The sequence below is a fragment of the Pseudomonas sp. SbOxS1 genome, from assembly GCF_013416725.1.
Taxonomy (GTDB): domain Bacteria; phylum Pseudomonadota; class Gammaproteobacteria; order Pseudomonadales; family Pseudomonadaceae; genus Aquipseudomonas.
The window spans coordinates 1-20,242 of record NZ_JAAVXC010000010.1; the positions used below are offsets into that span (position 1 = coordinate 1).

The following is a 20,242-nucleotide window of genomic DNA, read 5'->3' on the forward strand; positions in this document are numbered from 1 at the left end:
GCATGCCGAGCCTAAGCGAGGCACCGAGTGGTGGGGCAAAGCCTTTTGCTTCCTTTTTGCTGGGCCGGCACTCCGGCGTTTGAAAAAGGGAGTCGCCGTAAGGGCGAAACCCTAAGTGGCCGTTACCGCAGCAATGGATATGTACACCAAAGCTCTTGTGATCAGCCCCCACTCTCCGTACGCCGACTCGAAACCTCCGCCGGCACATCATCCCCAGCCATGCGTTTGCGAAACAAAGCCGCCCGAGCCAGCAACAAGGTGGTCACCGGTACGGTGATCGCCAGCAGGATCGGTATCAGCCAGGCATGCAGCACCGGCCCGGACTTGAGGGCTGAAAAGAAGATGATCGAGGCCAGGGCCACGCACCATGCGCCCAGGGTCGAGGCCAGGGCCGGTGGGTGCATGCGCTGGAAGTAATCCTTCATCCGCAACAGGCCGATGGCGCCCACCAGGGCAAACAGGCTGCCGAGCACCAGCAGGATGGCCACGGGTATTTCCACCCACAGGGACAAGGGCGCACTCATTCGATCACCTCGCCACGCAGGAGGAATTTCGCCAGGGCGAAGGAACCGACGAAACCGAACAGCGCGATGAGCAGCGCTGCCTCGAAGTAAGTGTCACTGGCATAGCGAATGCCCAGCGTCAGCATCATCAGCATCGCCACGATGTACAGGTAATCCAGGGCCAGGACCCGGTCCTGGGCCGATGGGCCCTTGAACAGGCGGATCAGGGTCAGGATCATCGCCACGCAAAACAGGAACAGGCTCAGCAGGATTGCGTTGGACAGCAGGCTGCTCATTCGAAAATCTCCATCAGGGGGCGCTCGTAGGTCGCCTTGAAGTGCTGGATGAACAGCGCTTCGTCATCCAGGTCGAAGACGTGCAGCAGCAGGATGCTGCGATCCAGCGCCAGTTCCGACCAGACCGTGCCGGGGACCACCGTGCAGATCATCGCCAGCGCGGCCAGGCCGTTGGCGTCGCGCAAGTCCAGGGGTACCTTGATGAACCCTGAGCGTGGCGGCCGGCGGCCGGCATTGAGTACGCCGAAGGCGACCGCCAGGTTGGACACCAGCACATCGCGACCGACCAGCAGGAACAGGCGCAGGATAACCCCGGGCCGGCGAATGCGGATCGGCAGCGGGCGCAGCTTGCGCATCATCAAGGGCGCGCAAAACCCCAGCAGGGCGCCCAGCAGCAGATTGCCGGGGCTGAGCGACAGGTTCAGCAGCAACCACAACAACCACAGGGCCAGCGACAGCCATGGCGCAGGCAGCAGGCGCTTCATGGTTGCACCTCCAACAGCGCTGCACTGGCTTGCGGGCCTGGCACCACGCGGGTGCCGAGCACGGCCATCACATATTGCTGCGGGTTGTTCAAGGCATTGGCGGCCGATTGCGTATAGCGCAGCAGCGGTTCGGCCTTGAGCGTGAGCAGGATGCTCAAGCCCAGCAGCGCGAAAATCGGTACGCACTCCAGGCGCCGGAGCACGGGCGAGGGGCGTTCTGCCGGCGTCCAGAAACGCTGGATGCCCAGGCGGGAAAAGGCGATCAACGAGGCCAGGCCCGAGAGGATCAGCAGCGCCAGCAAGCCCCACGCGGCATTCGATACCGGCGCGTCGCCGGCGTTGCCCAGGCCCATCGGGTTGAGCAGGGCGCTGAGCAGGCTGAGCTTGCCGATGAACCCGGACAGCGGTGGCATGCCGATGATCAGCAGGGCGCAGGCGATGAAGCTCAAGCCGAGGAACGCCATGGTCCAGGGAATCACTTGGCCGACCACGGCTTTCTGGTCGTCGTCGAGGTTGATGCCCTTGACCGGATGCAACGATTCCAGCGGCCGTGGCAGCATTTCGTTTTCATCCTCCAGGGGCATTTCGTTGGCCGAGCGCGAGCGTTCGATCAACTCCGCCAGCAGGAACAGCGCGCTCAGCGCCAGGGTTGAGCTGACCACATAGAACAGCGCCGCACCGATCAGGTTGGGCTGGCCGAACCCGATCGCCGCCAGCAGGATCCCCGCCGACACCAGGATGCTCAGGCTGGCCATGCGTTCCAGGCGTTGGGCCGCGAGGATCGCCACTGCTGCGCCGACGATGGTTGCCATGCCGCCGTAGATCAGCCAGTCGCCACCGAAGTACGCCGAGGCGCCGGCTTGGCCGGAAAACAGCAGGGTCCACAGGCGCAGCAGGGTGTAGATGCCGACCTTGGTCATGATCGCGAACATCGCCGCCACCGGCGCGCTGGCCGAGGAGTACGCCGGCACCAGCCAGAAGTTCAGCGGCCACATCCCGGCCTTGGCCAGGAACGCTACCGCCAGAATGCCCGCGCCCGCGTGCAGCAGGCCGCGATCAGCCTCCGGCACCAAGGGGATTTTCAGCGCCAGGTCGGCCATGTTCAGGGTGCCGGTGACGCCGTAGATCAGCGCCGCGCCGATCAGGAACAGGGTCGAGGCCAGCAGGTTGATCGAGATGTAGTGCAGCCCCGACGACACCCGCGCCCGGCCCGAGCCGTGCAGCATCAGGCCGTAGGACGCGGCCAGCAGCACTTCGAAGAACACGAACAGGTTGAACAGGTCTGCCGTCAGGAAGGCGCCGTACAGGCCCATCAACTGGATCTGGAACAGCGCGTGGAAGCTCGAACCGGCACTGTCCCAACGCGCCATGGCAAACAACAGCGCACAGACGCCGATAATGCCGGTCAGCACCAGCATCAGCGCCGACAGGCGATCGACCACCAGCACCAGGCCGAACGGCACTTGCCAGTTGCCCGGCAGGTACACGCCGATGGAGCCGGGGACGCCGGAGGTTTGCGTCCATTGCAACAGCAAGACTGAAATGCCCAGCCCCAGCAGGCTGGAGAACAGGTTGATCTTGGCTTTCAGCGGGCGGTGTTTCTCGCCGAGCATCAGCATGATCGCGGCGGTCAGCAGCGGCAGCAGGATGGGCGCGGCGATCAGGTGCGACATCGGATTCATTCTTTAGGCTCCCGGCCATCCACATGGTCGGTGCCGGTCAGGCCGCGCGAAGCCAGCAAGACCACCAGGAACAGCGCGGTCATGGCGAAGCTGATGACGATGGCGGTCAGCACCAGCGCTTGCGGCAGCGGGTCGGTGTAGTGCAGCAGATCCTGGGGTACGCCGTCCTTGATAATCGGCTCCTTGCCGATGAACAGGCTGCCCATGCTGAAGATGAACAGGTTGACGCCATACGACAGCAGGCACAGGCCCATGACCACCTGGAACGTCCGCGGACGCAGGATCAACCAGACGCCGGACGCGGCCAGGACGCCGATGGCGATGGCGATGACTTCTTCCATCAGACAGCCTCCTTGATGACGGCGGGTTTGGGCTGGGCCGCGGTCTTGTGACCCCGCACCGATTGGTGGGCGAGGGCGGTGAGGATCAACAGCGTCGAGCCAACCACCACGGCGTATACGCCGACGTCAAAGAACAGCGCACTGGCCAGGTGAATGTCGCCCAGCAGCGGCAGGTTGAAATGCCAGGTGTGGGTGGTCAGGAACGGGTAGCCGACGACCATCGCCCCCAGGCCGGTGACGGTGGCGAACAGCAGGCCGACACTCATCCAGCGCAGCGGTCGCAGGCTCATTTGCGCCTCGACCCACTGGGTGCCGGCGACCATGTATTGCAGGATGAACGCTACCGACATCACCAGGCCCGCGACAAAACCGCCGCCCGGCTGGTTGTGCCCACGCATGAACAGGTAGAACGAGACCACCAGGGCAATCGGCAGCAGCAGGCGCACCAGCACCGCCGGGACCATCATGAAGCCCAGCGCGGTGTCGCTGGCGTGACGCGGGTTGACCAGGTCGGTGACCACGTCGGGCGCGAGCAGGCGCTGCTGGGCCGGCAACTGCAGGCTTTCCTTGGGCGGGCGGAAACGTCGCAGCAGGGCGAACACGGTCAGGGCCACCGCCACCAGCACGGTGATTTCACCCAGGGTGTCGAAGCCGCGGAAGTCCACGAGCATCACGTTCACCACGTTGCTGCCGCCGCCTTCGGGCAGGGCGCGGCTCAGGTAGAACGAGGAAATGTCGTTCGGCGTCTGCCGGGTCAGCATCGCATAGGCCAGCAAGGCCATGCCGCCGCCGACCACGGCCGACAGCAGCAAGTCGCGGATACGGCGGATGCGCGCCTTGCGCAGGCTGCTCGGCAGCGGCGAAACCTCTTCGATCCGCCGTGGCAGCCAGCGCAGGCCCAGCAGGATCAGCACCGTGGTCACCACTTCGACCACCAGTTGCGTCAAGGCCAGGTCCGGGGCCGAGAACCAGACGAAGGTCACGCAGGTCATCAGGCCGCAGACGCTGACCATGGTCAGGGCGGCCAGACGATGATACTTGGCCTGGTACGCGGCGCCGAGGGCGCAGGCAATCGCCAGCAGCCAGAGGATGACGAACACGATCGAGCCCGGGATCTTCGGCCGGTCGCCCCAGTGCAGGCTGCTGTGCAGCATCGGGATCAACCCGGCCAGGACCGCGGCGAGCACCATCAGGAACAATTGCATCTGCAGGCGCCGGGTGCTGATCAGCGGTTCCAGGCGTCGGGCCAGGCGCATCATCAGCACCAGGCTGCGTTCGAACAGGCGCTTGCCGTTGAACCGGCCAACCAGCGGCGGGTAGTGGAAGCGCCCGAGCTTGAGCTGCTTGCGCAACAGCAGGTACAGCAGGATGCCGCCGGACATGGCGATCAGGCTCATGATCATCGGCGCGTTCAAGCCGTGCCAGATCGCCAGGCTGTACTCGGGCAAGGTGCCGCCCACCACCGGTTGCGCGGCCGCGGCGAGCAAGGGGCCGACCACTTGCGCCGGGAAGATCCCCACCACCAGGCAGGTGAACACCAGCAATTCGACCGGCGCGCGCATCCAGCGCGGCGGCTCGTGCGGGGTGTGGGGCAGGTCGGTGGCGGTCGGGCCGTAGAACACGTCAACGGTGAAACGCAGGGAGTAGGCGACACTGAAGGTCCCGGCGATGGTCGCGACGATCGGCAGGGTGGCTTCGATCCAGGCCGTGGCGTTGATGAACACGGTCTCGGCGAAGAACATCTCCTTGGACAGGAAGCCGTTGAGCAGCGGCACGCCGGCCATCGAGGCACTGGCGACCATGGCCAGGGTCGCGGTAAACGGCATCAGCTTGTACAGGCCGCTCAGCTTGCGGATGTCGCGGGTGCCGCTTTCGTGGTCGATGATCCCGGCGGCCATGAACAGCGAGGCCTTGAACGTGGCGTGGTTGAGGATGTGGAACACCGCGGCCACGGCGGCCAGCGGGCTGTTCAGGCCCAGCAGCAGGGTGATCAGGCCCAGGTGGCTGATGGTCGAGTACGCCAGCAGGCCCTTGAGGTCGTTCTGGAACATCGCGCAATACGCGCCGAGCAACAGGGTGGCGGCGCCGGCGCCGCTGACGATGTAGAACCATTCTTCACTGCCCGAGAGCGACGGCCACAGCCGGGCCAGCAGGAACACCCCGGCCTTGACCATGGTCGCCGAGTGCAGATAGGCCGAAACCGGTGTCGGCGCGGCCATGGCGTGGGGCAGCCAGAAGTGGAAGGGAAATTGCGCGCTTTTGCTCAGCGCGCCGATCAGGATCAGGGGTAACAGGATGGGGTAGAGGGCATGTGCGCGAATCAGGTCGCCGGCGGCCAGGACCTTGTCCAGGTCATAGCTGCCGACCACATGGCCAAGCAGCATGACCCCCGCCAGCAGGCACAGGCCGCCCGCACCGGTGACCATCAGCGCCATGTAGGCGCCGCGCCGGGCGTCGGCGCGGTGGTGCCAATAGCCGATCAGCAGGAACGAGAAGAGGCTGGTCAGCTCCCAGAAAAACACGATCTGGATCAGGTTGCCGGAGATCACCAGCCCGAGCATTGCGCCCATGAACGCCAGGAAAAACGCGAAGAAACGCGGCACCGGATCGTCCGGCGACATGTAGTAGCGGGCGTACAGCGACACCAGGGTGCCGATGCCCAGCACCAGCATCGAGAACAGCCAGGCGAAGCCGTCCATGCGCAGGACGAAGTTCAGGCCAAGGCTCGGCAGCCAGAAAAATTCTTCGCGGATGACGCCGCCATGGGCGATTTGCGGGTACAGGAGGGCGACCTGGACAGTGCCGATCAAGGCAACCAGGCCAGCCAGAAGTGATTCGGTATTTCGCGCGTTGTGTGGCAACACCGCTGCCAGACAGCTGCCTATGAAAGGCAGAAGCAGTAGAACTATCAGGGACATAGGCTTCTAATCTGCGGAAGTTTGTGAAGCATCATACGTGCCAGCTCCCGGATCACCAAACGCCAAGCTGTCGCAGAATCCTACAAGGTAGACGGAAAAGGCTTGCTTCACATTGTTTCCAGCCACACCCGATCGTTCCCACGCTCTGCGTGGGAATGCAGCCCGGGACGCTCCGCGTCCCAAAAGCGTGACGCAGAGCGTCACAAGAGGCATTCCCACGCAGAGCGTGGGAACGATCAGTGCTCGGTTTCGCGGTCCAGACTGTCCTCGATTTCAAGAGCCGCCTTACCCTTGGTCTTCAATTCACTGACAATCACCGCCGCCACGATCAATCCCGCCCCCACCAACGCAATCGCCGGCAGCCGCTCCCCGGCGATCCGCCCGACAATCCCGGCCCACACTGGCTCACCGGCATAAATCAATGTAGCCCGGGTCGGCGAAACACTCTTCTGCGCCCAGTTCATCGCCACCTGGATCGCCGCACTCGCCGCACCCAACCCCAGGGCACTGCACAACAGCAACCAGGAGAAACCAGGAATCTGTTCCTGGGTCGGCACCACCATCAGGAACGACAGCAGCGACGTGACCGCCAATTGCACCACGGTCACCCGTTTCACATCGACCTGGCCGGCAAAGTTGCTGATCAGAATGATCTCTGCCGCAATGGCAATGGCGCTGATCAATGTAGCGATTTCGCCGGGGCTGAAATTCAATGCCGCACCGGAAGGCCCCGACAGCAGCATCAACCCGGTAAAGGCCAGCATGATGCCAATACTCGGCATCAGCCCCGGACGACGACCCAACACCAGCCACTGCAGCAACGGCACAAAGGGCACGTACAGCGCGGTGATAAACGCCGACTGGCTGCTGGGAATGCTCTGCAACCCGACCGTCTGCAAGCCGTAGCCGAGCATGATCGCCACGCCGATGAAGGCGCCGGCCTTGAGTTCGAACAAGGTCAATTGCCGCAGGCTGCGCCAGGAGAACAGGGCGACGATGATCGCGGCGGCGGCAAAGCGCAGGCCGACGAAAAACATCGGGCCGCTGACGGTCATCGCATGCTGGACCAGCAAAAAGGTCCCGCCCCAGACCATGGTGATCAACACCAGCACGCACTCGGCCTTGCTGAGCCGCAGGAAACGGGAGGGAGCCTGGGAGGAGTTCGCCGACGTCATGATCTTGCACACTATTTGAGGGGGACGCACAATGCGCCCGAAGTTGGGCAGTATACTGCGCAACACCATCAAGTGAGCAATATAGTGCACAAAGATTCCTCGCCACGGGCTTCGGTCCTGCAGCACGTCAGCCAGAATATTCGGCGATTGCGCCATGCCGCCGATATGAGCCAGACCGCGTTGGCGGAAAAATCCGGAGTCAGTCGCCGGATGCTGGTGGCGATCGAGGCCGGCGAAAAGAACGTCAGCCTGACCACCCTCGACCGTGTGGCCGAAGCGCTGGACGTGGCCTTCAGCGACCTGATCCAGGCCCCCGATGTGCGCGACCACAGCCGCATCAACGAGCTGGCCTGGGCCGGTACCATCCCCGGCAGCAAGGCGGTGCTGCTGGCCAAGGCCAATGCCACCCGTGAAGTCGAACTCTGGGAATGGCGCCTGGAACCGGGTGAACATTACCCGTCGGAGCCGGACGCCGAAGGCTGGAGCGAACAGTTCTACGTCTTCGAAGGTTGCCTGACGCTGATGGTCGGCGACGTGCCGCACAGGATCGCCGCCGGCGAGTTCTTCATGTTCGCCAGCAACCAGCCTCATTCCTATCGCAACGAGGGAGACGTGGCGGTGCGCTTTGTGCGCAATGTGGTGATCTGAACTGTTGGCCGATCAACACTGGATAAACACTTTGCTGTTCTAAAACTGAAAGCTTTTCTCTAATAATTCGTTAACTAACTGAAAAATAACGAATTTAATTTCAGGCACGACTCCTGCAAAAGCTCTGGTGCATTCACCCAGAACCCGGAGTCGGCCCATGACAGCCACAGCCCAATCCCCCCGCTCGGCCATTGTGAGCCCTGCCCATGTGATCCGCTCGGATGCGGAAGCGATTGCCGTCGCCCACAAGCTCGCGGCGCGTTTCGCCGTCGAAGCCAGCGTGCGCGATCGCGAGCGCCGCCTGCCGGTTGCCGAGCTCGATGAGTTCTCCGCCAGCGGCCTCTGGGGCATCACCGTGCCTAAAGCCTACGGTGGCGCCGGAGTGTCTTATGTGACCGTCGCCGAAGTGATCAAGATCATTTCCGCCGCCGACTCGTCCCTGGGCCAGATCCCGCAAAATCACCTCGGCGTGCTCGACATCCTGGTGCAAACCGCCAGCGAAGAGCAGAAGCGCTACTACTTCGACAAAGTCCTGCAAGGTTACCGCTTTGGCAACGCCTTCTCGGAATCGAAAAGCAAGAACGCCGGGGCTTTCGAAACCCGTATCCGCTTCAACGACGACGGCGCGCAAATCGACGGCGAGAAGTTCTACTGCACCGGCGCCCTGTTCGCGCACATCGTGCCGGCGGTGGCGGTCAATGAGCAGAACCAGGCGTTCATCGCCTTTATCGAGCGCGACAATCCCGGTTTGACCGTGATCGACAGTTGGGACGGTTTCGGCCAGCGCACCACCGCCAGCGGTGGCGTGACCCTGAACGCGGTGAAGGTCCCGCTAAGCGCGGTGATTCCGGCCCACAAAGCCTTCGATGAGCCGACCGCCGACGGCCCGATCTCGCAAATCATCCAGGCCGCCGTAGACACCGGTATTGCCGTGGGTGCCCTGGAAGAAACCAAGCGCTACGCCCGCGAAGCCCGGCCCTGGATCGACAGCGGGCAGGATCACGGCTGGCAGGACCCGTTCAGCATTGCCGCCATTGGCGACCTCGAATGGCGTGTGCATGGCACCGAAGCGATCCTGAAAAAGGCCGGCCAGGCCATCGACGCCGCGTTGCTCGACGCCAATGAAGACACGGTGGCGCACGCCTCGGTGGTGGTCGCCCAAGCCAAAGTGCTGTCCGCCGAAATCGCCTTGCTCACCAGCAGCAAGCTCTTCGAACTGGCCGGTACCCGCTCGGTGCTTGGCAAATACAACCTCGACCGTCACTGGCGCAACGCCCGCACCCACACCCTGCACGACCCGGCGCGCTGGAAATACCACCTGATCGGCAACTACCTGCTCAACGGCGTGAAGCCCGCGCGCCACGCCTGGAACTGAGGAGCCCGCCATGAACGCCTTGACCCAACCAATTGCCGCCGAACAACCCTTGGCCAACAGCCGGCACGATCTGCAAAACGCCCGCAGCTTGTTCGATGCGACCTTGGGTTTCGTCCGCCAGCACACTCAGGTAGCTGACGATCCCTTGGTCATCAGCCGTTTTGGCGATGCGCACATCCGCATCAAAGTCGCCGCTGCGCTGCTGGAGCGCGCCGAAGAATTCCTTGCCAGTGGCGCCGACGACGTCGAAGTCAGCATCGCCGTCGCCGAATCGCGCCTGGCCAGCGCCGAGGCATTGAACACCGCCAGCAATGCCGAATTCGAACTCACGGGCCAGCGCACCGCGTTGCCCGGTTCACTCCACGACCCGCTGCGCGGGAAGCTCCAGCTCATCGGTAACTTTCGCCTCAACGGCATTCACCCACCCAGCTTGCACACATCCACCAAGGGAGCCGTTTGATGGCCCGTGAAATTCGTCTCAATGCTTTCGACATGAACTGCGTCGGCCATCAGTCTCCGGGGTTGTGGGCACATCCGCGGGATCGTTCGTGGCAGTACAAGGACCTGGAGTACTGGACCGACCTGGCGAAAATCCTCGAGCGCGGCAAGTTCGACGGCCTGTTCATCGCCGATGTGCTCGGCATCTACGACGTCTACAACGGCAACGGCGATGCAGCGATCCGCCAGGCGGCCCAGGTGCCGGTCAACGATCCGCTGCAACTGATTCCGCCGATGGCGCTGGTGACCGAACACCTGGGCTTTGGCCTGACCGCGTCGCTGTCGTTCGAGCACCCGTACCCGTTCGCTCGACGCCTGTCGACCCTCGATCACCTGACCAAGGGCCGCGCCGGCTGGAACATTGTGACCTCCTATCTGGAGAGCGGCGCGAAGAACCTCGGGCAGAAAACCCAGACCGAACACGACGCCCGTTACGACTTCGCCGAGGAGTACCTGGAGGTTTGCTACAAGCTGTGGGAAGGCAGTTGGGAAGAGGGCGCCATCCTGCGCGATCGCGAGCGGCGGATCTTCAGCGACCCGAGCAAAATCCACGAGATCCAGCATGTCGGCAAACACTTCCAGGTGCCGGGGATTCATCTCTGCGAGCCCTCGCCGCAACGCACCCCGGTGTTGTATCAGGCCGGCGCGTCGAGCCGCGGCAAGCAGTTCGCCGCCGGGCATGCCGAGTGCGTGTTCGTCGCCGCACCGTCGAAAGTGCTGCTGAAGAAAACCGTGGCCGATATCCGCAGACGTGCGGCGCAAGCGGGGCGTGATCCGTCGAAGATCCTGATTTTCAACCTGCAGACGGTGATCCTCGGCGAGACCGACGCCAAGGCCAAGGCCAAGTTCGAGGAATACAAGAGCTGGGTCAGCTATGAAGGCGCGATGGCGCTGATTTCCGGCTGGACCGGCATCGACTTCAGCCAGTTCAAACCGGATGAACCGCTCAAGCACGTGCACACCAATGCCATTCAATCGGCAGTGGAGGCGTTCTCCACGGCGGATCCGAACAAGGTCTGGACCCCGAATGAGCTGGCCGACTGGGTGGGCATCGGTGGTTTTGGCCCGTTGTTTGTCGGCAGCCCGGAAACCGTCGCCGACCTGTTGCAGGAGTGGGTCGAGGAGACGGATGTGGACGGCTTCAACCTGGCTTATGCACTGACCCACGAGACCTTCATCGACGCCGTGGAGTTGCTGGTGCCGGAGTTGCAGAAACGCGGGGTGTACAAGACCGAATACGCGCCGGGGACCTTGCGCGAGAAGCTGTTTGGGGAAGGGGCGCGATTGCCAGAGATTCATCCGGGCTGCGGGTATCGCGATTTGGCGGCGTTGCGGCAGCAGGAGAAGAAGGTGGTGTCGGCCTAGGCGCCATCGCCGGCAGGCCGGCTCCCACAGGTTGTGGTGTCGCTCACAAATTCTGTGGTCACCGCAAAACCCCTGTAGGAGTGAGCCTGCTCGCGATGAGGCCGGCACATCCAACATCAATGTCGCCAGTTACCCATGAACAGGAGGTCACCCCATGAGCGTGCACGAACTCAAGCGTCCGCCGATTGCGGATACCAGGGAATGGCAGGTCAGCGCGCCCAAGGCGCTGGAGCAATTGCGCCATTGGGCGCAAGTCAGCCCATTGCAGCCGGCATTGCGCCACAAGCGTCACGGGCAATGGTTTGCCTGGCGCTGGATCGATGTCTTGCGCGATGTCGAGCGCCTGGCCGATGGCTTGCGCCAGCAAGGTTTCAGCGAAACTTCACGGCTAGCCGTCAGTGGCGCCTTCGAACCGAACCTGTTGCTGCTGGCCCTGGCCGCGCAACAGATCGGTGGGGAACTGCTGGCCATCGCCGACAACCTCGACGCACCCGCCTTGCACAACGTGCTGTGGCGCAGCGGCCCTACCCACGCCTTTGTGCAGGGCCGGCAGGCGCGGCAACTGTGGCAAGACCAGGGCCAGTCGTTGCTCGACTTCGCCGAACTGCTGGGCCCGACAGAGCATCCGCAACGCTTGCGCCTGGGTCTTACCGTTGAACAGTTGTGGAGTGAAGAGGGCACCCAGTGGCGCGACGGCCTGACGGTGTTGTTCGAACAATGGCTCGGTGGCGGGCAAACCCTGGCCTTCCCTGAAAGCCCCGGCAGCGCCAGTCGTGATCGCCGCGAAGTGGCGCCTTCGGGCCTGTTGCTCTCCGCCGAGCGCCTGCAATTGCTCGCCACGGAAATCGAAAGCCGCCTCGCGTCACCGGGCACCTGGCGCCGTCGCCTGTGCGACTGGGCCATCGCCCAACCGCAAAAGCCCCTGCAACGCCTGATCAAGAATCGCGTTCGCCGCCTGCTGGGCTTTCACAACCTGCACTTCATCTGGCAAGCCACGCGCACAGCGCAAGCACAACCCACTCCTGCCTGGCTCACCGAATTCAAACGGAACATCGCATGACCTCGACTGATTCCATCCTGCAAGTCAGCGGTATTTCCCTGTCCTTCAAAGGCGTCAAGGCGATCAATGAACTGTCGTTCGAGGTGCGCCGTGGCGAGATCTGCGCGTTGATCGGCCCCAATGGTGCGGGCAAGAGTTCGTTGCTCAATGTGCTCAACGGCGTGTACCGCTTCGATGCCGGTGCGATCGTGTTCGAGCAACAGTCCTTCAAGCGCATCGATCCCTTGAGCGCCGCGCGCCGGGGCATTGGCCGCACGTTCCAGAACAACGCGCTGTTCAAGAAAATGAGCGTGATCGACAACCTGCTCACCGGCCTGTCGCGGCACCTGCGCAGCAGCTTCATTGAACAGGCACTGGGTTTGCCCCGTGCCCGGCGTGAAGCACAAGCCTTTCGCCAGCAGGCCCAGGGCATCCTCGAATTCCTCGAACTGCAAGCCCAGCGTGATGTGCCGGTGGGCAATCTCTCCTATGGCCTGCAAAAGCGCGTCGAGCTGGGCCGCGCCCTGATCGCCGGCCCGAGCCTGTTGCTGCTCGACGAGCCAATGGCCGGGATGAACGCCGAGGAAAAACAGGAAATGGCCCGGTTCATCACCCACATCAACCGCGACCTCGGCACCACGGTGGTGTTGATCGAGCACGACATGAGCGTGGTGATGGGCCTGTCCGACCATGTGGTGGTGCTCGACTACGGGCGCAAGGTCGGCGACGGCACGCCTGCCCAGGTGCAGGCCAACCCCGAGGTGATCGCGGCGTATCTGGGAGTGGTGCACTGATGACGTTCTTCTTCGAAACCCTGCTCGGCGGCTTGCTCGCCGGCACCATGTATTCGCTGGTCGCCATCGGCTTCGTGCTGATCTACAAGGCCAGCGGTGTGTTCAATTTCGCCCAGGGCTCGATGCTGCTGTTCGCCGCGCTGACCTTCGTCAGCCTGCACGACCAGGGTGTGCCATTTGTCCTGGCGCTGCTGCTGACGGTGCTGGTGATGATCATCGGCGCGCTGCTGATCGAACGGCTGGTGCTGCGGCCATTGGTCAATCGCTCGCAGATCACCCTGTTCATGGCCACCCTCGGCCTGTCCTTCATCATCGAAGGCCTGGCGCAAGGCCTGATGGGCTCGCAAGTGCGGGCGCTGGACCTGGGCATCGACGACGTGCCGCTGTTCATCGGCGCGATGATGGTCAGCCAGTTCGACCTGATCGCCGCGGCGGCGGCCATCGTGCTGGTGACGGTGCTGGCGCTGCTGTTCAACAAGACCCGCATCGGCATCTCGTTGCGGGCGGTGGCGGATGACACCACCGCCGCGCTGTCCATCGGCATCAACCTCAACCGTATCTGGCAAATCGTCTGGGCCGTGGCCGGGGTGGTCGGGCTGGTGGCCGGGTTGCTTTGGGGCGCGCGGCAAGGGGTGCAGTTTTCCCTGTCGCTGGTGGTGCTCAAGGCGTTGCCGGTGTTGATCATCGGCGGCTTCACCTCGATTGGCGGGGCCATTGTCGGCGGGCTGATCGTCGGTGCGGCGGAGAACCTCGCCGAGGTCTACATCGGCCCGTTGATCGGTGGCGGCATCACGCCGTGGTTCGCTTATGTCCTGGCCCTGGCCTTCCTCTACATCCGTCCCGCCGGCCTGTTCGGCGAGCGCGCCATCGAGCGAGTCTGAACCCATGTCGATTTCCCTTACCCGCGAAACCGCGCCTGCGGTACTGGTCCAGCGCCGTGTGCCGTTCGGTCTGGTCGGCTTGTTGCTGATCGCCTTTGTCGTCGTGCCACTGACCGGCAACGACTATTGGCTGAACGCCATTTTGATTCCGTTCCTGGTGCTGTCCCTGGCCGGGCTCGGGTTGAACCTGCTCACCGGCTACACCGGCCAGACCTCGGTCGGCGCGGCCGGGTTCATGGCGGTCGGGGCGTTTGCCACGTACGGGTTTCTACTGCGTTTGCCTGAGTTGGGCTTGCCGGTGGCGTTGCTCGGCGGCGGTTTGATCAGTGCGCTGGTGGGCTTTGTCTTCGGGCTGCCGAGTTCGCGGATCAAGGGCTTTTACCTGATGGTCACCACCCTGGCGGCGCAGTTTTTCCTGGAGTGGTTGTTCGTCAAATTCCCCTGGTTCTACAACTACGGCTCGTCCGGGACCATTACCGCGCCGAAACTGGCGCTGTTCGGCCATGACCTGAACACACCGCTGGGCCGCTATTGGCTGACCCTGATCACCGTGCTGCTGTTGACCTGGGTCGCGGTAAACCTGGTGAAAAGCCAGATTGGCCGCAACTGGATGGCGATCCGCGACATGGACACCGCCGCTGCCGTCATCGGCATCCCCGTGGCGCGCTACAAGCACCTGGCCTTTGCCGTCAGCTCGTTCTACCTGGGCATCGCCGGCGCCTTGTGGGCCTTTGCCTACCTGGGCACCGCCAGTGCCAGCAGCTTCGATATCAATCGATCGTTCCAGATCCTGTTCATCATCATTATCGGCGGCATGGGCAGCATCGCCGGCAACTTCGTCGGCGCGGCGTTCATCAGCCTGTTGCCGATCCTGCTCAGCCACGCAGGCCAAGCCTTGCTCGGTGGCGCGGTGGATGCCGGGCAGCTGCAAAACCTGCAAAAAATCATCTTCGGCGTGCTGATCATCCTGTTCCTGATCAAGGAACCGGAAGGCTTGATCCGCCTGCTGGGCAATCTTCGTGAACGGCTGGGCCACTGGCCGCTGCGTTTCTGAATTCTTCCTCCTATTTAGAGAGACAACATGCGTGCATCCTTGAAACGTTCCCTGCTCGGCGCCGCGTTGGCGCTGGCGGTTTTCGGCAGTGCAGTACCGATGGCCCAGGCCTCGGCGGACCAGCAGTTTTTCCCCCTGGCCACTTACCGGGTCGGCGCCTACGCTTCCAGCGGCGTGCAAGTCTGGGCCGGCATGCTCGACTACCTGAACTACATCAACGAGGTGGAGGGCGGGATCAACGGGGTGAAACTGGTCTGGCAGGAATGCGAAACCGAGTGGACGGCGGAGAAGGGCATCGAGTGCTACGAGCGCTTCAAGAAAGGCCTGGATGGCGCGCCGGTGGCAATCTATTCACCCAACGGCGCACCGGCGGCCTATGCGCTGAGCGAGCGCGCGGAAGTCGACAAGATCCCGCTGATCACCCTCGGCTACGGCCGCACCGAAGCCACTAACGGCACGGTGTTCCCGTACAACTTCCCGGTGATGCTGACCTTCTACAGCGAGGCCTCCAGCCTTATCAACTACATCGCCCAGCGTGAGGGCGGCTTCGACAAACTCAAGGGCAAGAAAATCGCCACGGTCTACCACGACTCGGCGTACGGCCGCGAAACCCTGGGCCCGCTGAGGTTGTTGGCCGAGAAGTACGGCTTCGAGAACATCCAGATTCCGGTGGCCGATCCAGGCAATGAGCAATCGGCGCAATGGCGGCAAATCCGCCAGTTGAACCCGGACTGGGTGTTCTTGCGCACCTGGGGTGTGTCGACCCCGGTGGCGGTCAAGACTGCGGCGCGCTTTGGCTTCCCGGTGGACCACATCGTCGGCGACATTTGGGCCAGTTCCAGCGAAGACGTATTGCCCGCCGGTGCTGCCGCCAAGGGCTATCTGGCGCTGACGCCGTACCCGGCCGGCAGTGATTTCGAGATCCACAAACGCCTCAAGCAATACATCCTCGACAAGGGCAAGAGCGACCTCAAGGACCTGAAGAATTTCGGCAGCGTCTACTACAACTCCGGGCTGGTGAATGCCGCCGTGGCGGTGGAAGCGATCCGCACCGCCCAGGGCAAATTCGGCAAGCGCCCACTCAACGGTGAGGAGGGGCGCTGGGGCCTGGAGCACTTGAACATCGACGATGCGCGGCTCAAGGACATGGGCTACTTCGGCCTGATGCAGAACCTCAAGCTGTCCTGCAAGGATCACGAGGGCGGCGGTTCGGCGCGGGTGCAGCAGTGGGACGGTGCCAACTGGACGCTGATCAGCGACTGGATCGCCGCCGACCGTGCATTGTTGCGGCCGTTGATCGACGAGAAATCCGCCGCGTTCGCCAAGGAAAAAGGCCTGACGCCGCGCACCTGCACCGGAGATGAATAAGCCATGAGCCAAGCCGCCAGTGACATTGCCATCAACGATCTGTTGCGGGTCAATGACATCGAAGTGATCTACGACGGCGCGATCCTGGCCGTGGCCGGCGTGTCGCTGACGGTGCCCAAGGGCGGCATCGTCGCGTTGCTCGGGGCCAACGGCGCGGGCAAAAGCACCACGCTCAAGGCGATTTCCGGGCTGGTGCGGGCCGAACGGGCCGAGGTCAGTCGCGGCAGCATCGAGTTCCTGGGGCGCGATACTGCAGGCGTCGATCCAAGCCTGCGGGTGCGTCAGGGGATGGTTCACGTACTGGAGGGCCGGCACGTCTTTGCGCAACTGACGGTGGAAGACAACCTGCGCAGTGGCGGTTTCGTCCGCGGCTTGAGCCGCCAGGACATGGCCCGGGACCTGGAACGCATCTACGCCTGGTTTCCGCGCCTGAAAACCAAGCGCAAGACCCAGGCCGGGCTCACCTCCGGAGGCGAGCAGCAGATGGTCGCCATCGGCCGCGCATTGATGACGCGTCCTACTTTGGTACTGCTCGATGAGCCTTCCATGGGTTTGGCGCCTATTATCGTCCAGGAAATTTTCGAGATCGTCGCCCAGCTCAACCGCGAGGCACAGGTGAGCTTCCTGATTGCCGAGCAAAATATTAATGTGGCGCTCAAGTACGCCTCCACGGCCTACGTCCTCGACACCGGCCGGGTGGTGTTGTCCGGCAGCGCCAGCGCGTTGCAGGCCCGGGGCGATCTGCATGACTTCTATCTAGGTAAACACTGAGCAGTGAGAACGGCATGAGTGAAACCCAAAACGGACAGGCGACCGACGTCATCCGTCACGCGGACATCCTGATCATCGGCGGCGGCCTCAGCGGCACGATGCTGGCGGCGCAACTGTTGCGCCTGCCGGGCAAGCGCCAGGTGCTGGTGATCGAACCGCGCGCCGAGCTGGGGCGCGGCGAGGCCTACAGCGCCGTGGAGCTGGGGCATACGCTCAACGGCAACGCGGCGCGCATGAGTGTCGACCCGGACAACGCCGATGACCTGACCCAATGGCTGACCGACTACATTGCGGCCGGCGGCTGGCCGGAGTCGGATGAGCAGCATGTACCGATCAGCGAGCTGTTCCCGCCCCGGGGGATTTTCGGCCTGTACGTGCAGCAGCGCCTGGCCGAGGCGCAAGCAGTGGGGGCGTTGAACGGCTCAACGGTCGAGCATGTGCAAGCCGAGGTGGTTGACCTGCAAACCGATGCGCAGTCAGTGCGCCTGACCTTGAGCGACGGTCAGCGACTGCAGGGTGCTTTTGCCGTGCTTGCCACGGGGATGTTCCCGGCCGCGCGCACGCCGCAGACCGAATCCAGCGGCTTGAACGCGGCGGCGCTTGACCCGTGGGACGTGGCGGCGATGCGCCAGCTCGATCCGCAGTCGACGGTGCTGATCATCGGCTCGGGGCTGACCATGGTCGATGCCGTGGTGTCGCTGGAACAGGCCGGGCATCGCGGGCCGATCGAAGTGTTTTCCCGGCACGGCCTGCTGCCCCATGTGCGGCGCCAGCCACCGGCCTGGATGGATTTCCTGGCCGAGGATCAGAGCATTCGCACGCCACGCCAGCTGGTGCGTGAATTGCGCCGGCATTGCCGCGACGCCATCGCCCAGGGCATTGACTGGCAGGCACCGCTGGACACGGTGCGGGCGCACATCGGGCGCTTGTGGAATCAGGCCAGTGACGTACAGCGCCGGCAATTCGTGCGTCATGTACGGCCGTGGTGGGAAAGTCATCATCACCGATCACCGCCGTTGAGCGCCGAACTGGTGGAGCGCCTGCACGGGGAGGGGCGGTTGCGCATTCAGGCGGCGTCGTTCAAAGGGCTGGAGCCTGCTTCGGGCAATGAAGTGAGGATTCGTATCCGCCGGCGCGGTGAAACGCAAACGGTTGTCGTCAGTGGCGCGGCCTTGATCAACTCCAGCGGTATCGAATACGACTGGCGACGGGTGGCGCGACCGTTGCCCCGGCAATTGCTGGCGCGGGGGCTGATCCGACCGGGACACCTGGCGCTGGGGATTGCGGCCGAGGTCGATGGTGCGGTGCTGGATGCCGGCGGCCAGGCTGCCAGCCGATTGTTTGCCATGGGCCCACCGTTGCGCGGGATGTGGTGGGAAAGCACCGCCGTGACGGACGTGGCTAGTCAGGCCAAGGCGTTGGCTGCGCGCCTGGCAACACCGCAAACCCTGTAGGAGCTGCCGAGCCCCGCGAGGCTGCGATCTGTTGATCGTTCCCACGCTCTGCGTGGGAATGCCGGCAGGGACGCTCCGCGTTCCGCTGACGACGCATGACATGAGCCATGCGCAACGGTGACGCGGAGCGTCACAGGATGCATTCCCACGCAGAGCGTGGGAACGATCAGAATGCAAGAAACCCCGCATTGGCGGGGTTTCTTGTTTCAGGCAGCCCAAGGCTGTTGATCAATAGCGCTGATATTTGGAGCCGAATTCAGGGCGGTTTTCCGCGACGTAGAGTTTGTCTTTTTGGTCAGCGCTGACGGTGTTCACGTTCAGTGTGGCCGGTTGGCTGACTTTCGCCGCGGCAACGACTGGCGCAGCGGCGTGAGGGGCGGCGATGGCGCTGGTGGCGCCAAGCACCGAAAGGGCGAAGCCGAGACCGATGAGGCTTTTCATGTTGTTGCTCCAGAGCGTGGTGAGAAGATGTGGCCACTGTAGTGCTGGAGCATCGCGATGAAAAAACACCCTCGCGCATAGTCGTTATCGAGCGTGTCGATCTTCCCTGCGGTATCGGTCGCAGGCGCGATCGTGCCATTCAGGCCTGTGCATCGAGCATTTCCACCGGGTAGGAGAACACGTAGCCCTCGCTGCGCACGGTCTTGATGTAGGTCGATTCCCGCGAGTCGTCCTTGAGCCGTTGGCGCAGGCGGCTGACCAGCAAGTCGATCGAACGGTCGAACAGGTCGGCGTCGCGGCCCTGGGTCAGGTTGAGCAACTGGTCGCGACTGAGCACCCGTTGCGGGTGATCGAGGAATACCCGCAGCAGGCGGTATTCGGCGCCACTGAGGGCCACCAGGGTACCGTCCTGGTCGAGCAGGTGACGGGCGGTGGTGTCCAGGCGCCAGCGGCCAAAGCCGAGCATCCGCCCGCTTTCGCTGATCAGCAGGTTGGGTGGCAGCATGCGGGTGCGGCGCAATACGGCGTTGATCCGCGCCAGCAGTTCGCGGGCGGAGAAGGGTTTGGTCAGGTAGTCGTCGGCGCCCATCTCCAGGCCGAGGATGCGGTCGGTTTCGTCGTTGCGTGCGGTGAGCATCAGGATCGGCGTGGCTTTGTGCTTGCCCGCGCGCAGTTCGCGGCACAGGACCAGGCCGTCGTCGCCGGGCAACATGATGTCGAGCACGATCAGGTCGACCTGGTTGGCCTCGAGGAAGCTGCGCATGTGCCGGCCGTCGGCGACCACGGTGGTGCGCAGGCCGTTTTTCTTCAGGTAGTTGCCGACCAGTTCGCGGATTTCGCGATCGTCGTCGACGATCAGGATGTGGTTGACGTGGTCCATTGGTCGATCCTCTTTTTTGCAACGATACATTTTGTAGGCGTTGGGTTGCCAGCGAAGACGGCGGGACAGCCAACCAGCTGCTCGCGGATGTACCTGATCTACTGATCTACTGTAGGAGCCAGCGGTGCGGCGATCCGACTTGCCGGCGAAGGCGTCCTTTCAGTCGACCAATTCTCTTTCAGGTGTACATATCCATTCCTGCGGTAACGGCCACGTATGGTTTCGCCCTTACGGCGAGTCACTTGGAAAAGCCCCAAGTAACCAAGGGCTCTTG

The 20,242-nt window shown here is 63.4% G+C and carries 20 protein-coding genes; 11 read left to right on the plus strand and 9 right to left on the minus strand.

Going from position 1 to position 20,242, the window contains the following annotated elements; genetic code table 11:
* Window positions 1-161 precede the first annotated feature (161 nt).
* The 7 genes from HFK74_RS14940 to HFK74_RS14970 form a co-directional block, all read right to left on the minus strand.
* The gene (locus HFK74_RS14940) at window positions 162-524 is read right to left on the minus strand and encodes a Na+/H+ antiporter subunit G (protein WP_180204170.1); all 363 of its coding nucleotides are present in this window, start codon (window positions 522-524) and stop codon (window positions 162-164) included.
* Window positions 521-799, minus strand: coding sequence for a K+/H+ antiporter subunit F (locus HFK74_RS14945; RefSeq protein WP_008063386.1), 279 nt, complete (start codon window positions 797-799; stop codon window positions 521-523). Before HFK74_RS14945 ends, HFK74_RS14940 begins: the two co-directional genes overlap by 4 nt.
* Window positions 796-1,284 carry a Na+/H+ antiporter subunit E gene (locus tag HFK74_RS14950; RefSeq protein WP_180204171.1) on the minus strand — a complete coding sequence of 163 codons (489 nt, stop codon included), beginning with the start codon at window positions 1,282-1,284 and terminating at the stop codon, window positions 796-798. Before HFK74_RS14950 ends, HFK74_RS14945 begins: the two co-directional genes overlap by 4 nt.
* Window positions 1,281-2,966 carry a monovalent cation/H+ antiporter subunit D gene (locus HFK74_RS14955; protein ID WP_180204172.1) on the minus strand — a complete coding sequence of 562 codons (1,686 nt, stop codon included), beginning with the start codon at window positions 2,964-2,966 and terminating at the stop codon, window positions 1,281-1,283. Before HFK74_RS14955 ends, HFK74_RS14950 begins: the two co-directional genes overlap by 4 nt.
* Window positions 2,963-3,307: a Na+/H+ antiporter subunit C gene (locus HFK74_RS14960; RefSeq protein WP_007986256.1), complete on the minus strand. Its 345-nt coding sequence runs from the start codon at window positions 3,305-3,307 to the stop codon at window positions 2,963-2,965. The genes HFK74_RS14955 and HFK74_RS14960 overlap by 4 nt, the downstream gene beginning before the upstream one ends.
* Window positions 3,307-6,225 carry a monovalent cation/H+ antiporter subunit A gene (locus tag HFK74_RS14965; RefSeq protein ID WP_180204173.1) on the minus strand — a complete coding sequence of 973 codons (2,919 nt, stop codon included), beginning with the start codon at window positions 6,223-6,225 and terminating at the stop codon, window positions 3,307-3,309. The genes HFK74_RS14960 and HFK74_RS14965 overlap by 1 nt, the downstream gene beginning before the upstream one ends.
* A 236-nt stretch (window positions 6,226-6,461) precedes the next feature.
* Window positions 6,462-7,469, minus strand: coding sequence for a DMT family transporter (locus HFK74_RS14970; RefSeq protein ID WP_180204174.1), 1,008 nt, complete (start codon window positions 7,467-7,469; stop codon window positions 6,462-6,464).
* A gap of 15 nt (window positions 7,470-7,484) precedes the next feature.
* On the opposite strand from HFK74_RS14970, the gene HFK74_RS14975 reads away from it, so the two are divergent.
* From HFK74_RS14975 to HFK74_RS15025, 11 genes are all read left to right on the plus strand, one after another.
* The gene (locus HFK74_RS14975) at window positions 7,485-8,048 is read left to right on the plus strand and encodes a helix-turn-helix domain-containing protein (protein ID WP_180204175.1); all 564 of its coding nucleotides are present in this window, start codon (window positions 7,485-7,487) and stop codon (window positions 8,046-8,048) included.
* A gap of 157 nt (window positions 8,049-8,205) precedes the next feature.
* On the plus strand, window positions 8,206-9,423 hold the full coding sequence (locus tag HFK74_RS14980; protein WP_180204176.1) for an SfnB family sulfur acquisition oxidoreductase: 1,218 nt from the start codon (window positions 8,206-8,208) through the stop codon (window positions 9,421-9,423).
* Window positions 9,424-9,433: 10 nt separating this feature from the next.
* Window positions 9,434-9,883, plus strand: a complete 450-nt coding sequence (locus HFK74_RS14985) for an acyl-CoA dehydrogenase (protein WP_180204177.1) — start codon at window positions 9,434-9,436, stop codon at window positions 9,881-9,883.
* Window positions 9,883-11,286 carry an LLM class flavin-dependent oxidoreductase gene (locus tag HFK74_RS14990; protein ID WP_180204178.1) on the plus strand — a complete coding sequence of 468 codons (1,404 nt, stop codon included), beginning with the start codon at window positions 9,883-9,885 and terminating at the stop codon, window positions 11,284-11,286. Before HFK74_RS14985 ends, HFK74_RS14990 begins: the two co-directional genes overlap by 1 nt.
* A 154-nt stretch (window positions 11,287-11,440) precedes the next feature.
* A complete protein-coding gene (locus HFK74_RS14995) occupies window positions 11,441-12,346 on the plus strand; it encodes an AMP-binding protein (RefSeq protein ID WP_180204179.1) in 906 nt (301 codons plus the stop codon).
* A complete protein-coding gene (locus tag HFK74_RS15000) occupies window positions 12,343-13,119 on the plus strand; it encodes an ABC transporter ATP-binding protein (protein ID WP_180204180.1) in 777 nt (258 codons plus the stop codon). Before HFK74_RS14995 ends, HFK74_RS15000 begins: the two co-directional genes overlap by 4 nt.
* Window positions 13,119-14,000: a branched-chain amino acid ABC transporter permease gene (locus HFK74_RS15005; protein WP_180204181.1), complete on the plus strand. Its 882-nt coding sequence runs from the start codon at window positions 13,119-13,121 to the stop codon at window positions 13,998-14,000. Before HFK74_RS15000 ends, HFK74_RS15005 begins: the two co-directional genes overlap by 1 nt.
* A 4-nt stretch (window positions 14,001-14,004) precedes the next feature.
* The gene (locus HFK74_RS15010; protein WP_180204182.1) at window positions 14,005-15,054 is read left to right on the plus strand and encodes a branched-chain amino acid ABC transporter permease; all 1,050 of its coding nucleotides are present in this window, start codon (window positions 14,005-14,007) and stop codon (window positions 15,052-15,054) included.
* Window positions 15,055-15,081: 27 nt separating this feature from the next.
* Window positions 15,082-16,422, plus strand: coding sequence for an ABC transporter substrate-binding protein (locus HFK74_RS15015; protein ID WP_180204183.1), 1,341 nt, complete (start codon window positions 15,082-15,084; stop codon window positions 16,420-16,422).
* Window positions 16,423-16,425: 3 nt separating this feature from the next.
* Entirely contained in the window at window positions 16,426-17,193 is a 768-nt protein-coding gene (locus HFK74_RS15020; RefSeq protein WP_180204184.1) for an ABC transporter ATP-binding protein, read from the plus strand.
* Between the two features lie 14 nt (window positions 17,194-17,207).
* Window positions 17,208-18,647, plus strand: coding sequence for an FAD/NAD(P)-binding protein (locus HFK74_RS15025; protein WP_180204185.1), 1,440 nt, complete (start codon window positions 17,208-17,210; stop codon window positions 18,645-18,647).
* Window positions 18,648-18,875: 228 nt separating this feature from the next.
* Here HFK74_RS15025 and HFK74_RS15030 read toward each other — a convergent pair whose 3' ends face one another.
* Together HFK74_RS15030 and HFK74_RS15035 are read right to left on the minus strand one after the other, a co-directional pair.
* Entirely contained in the window at window positions 18,876-19,088 is a 213-nt protein-coding gene (locus tag HFK74_RS15030) for a hypothetical protein (RefSeq protein ID WP_180204186.1), read from the minus strand.
* Between the two features lie 139 nt (window positions 19,089-19,227).
* On the minus strand, window positions 19,228-19,968 hold the full coding sequence (locus HFK74_RS15035; RefSeq protein ID WP_180204187.1) for a response regulator: 741 nt from the start codon (window positions 19,966-19,968) through the stop codon (window positions 19,228-19,230).
* Window positions 19,969-20,242: the final 274 nt, after the last annotated feature.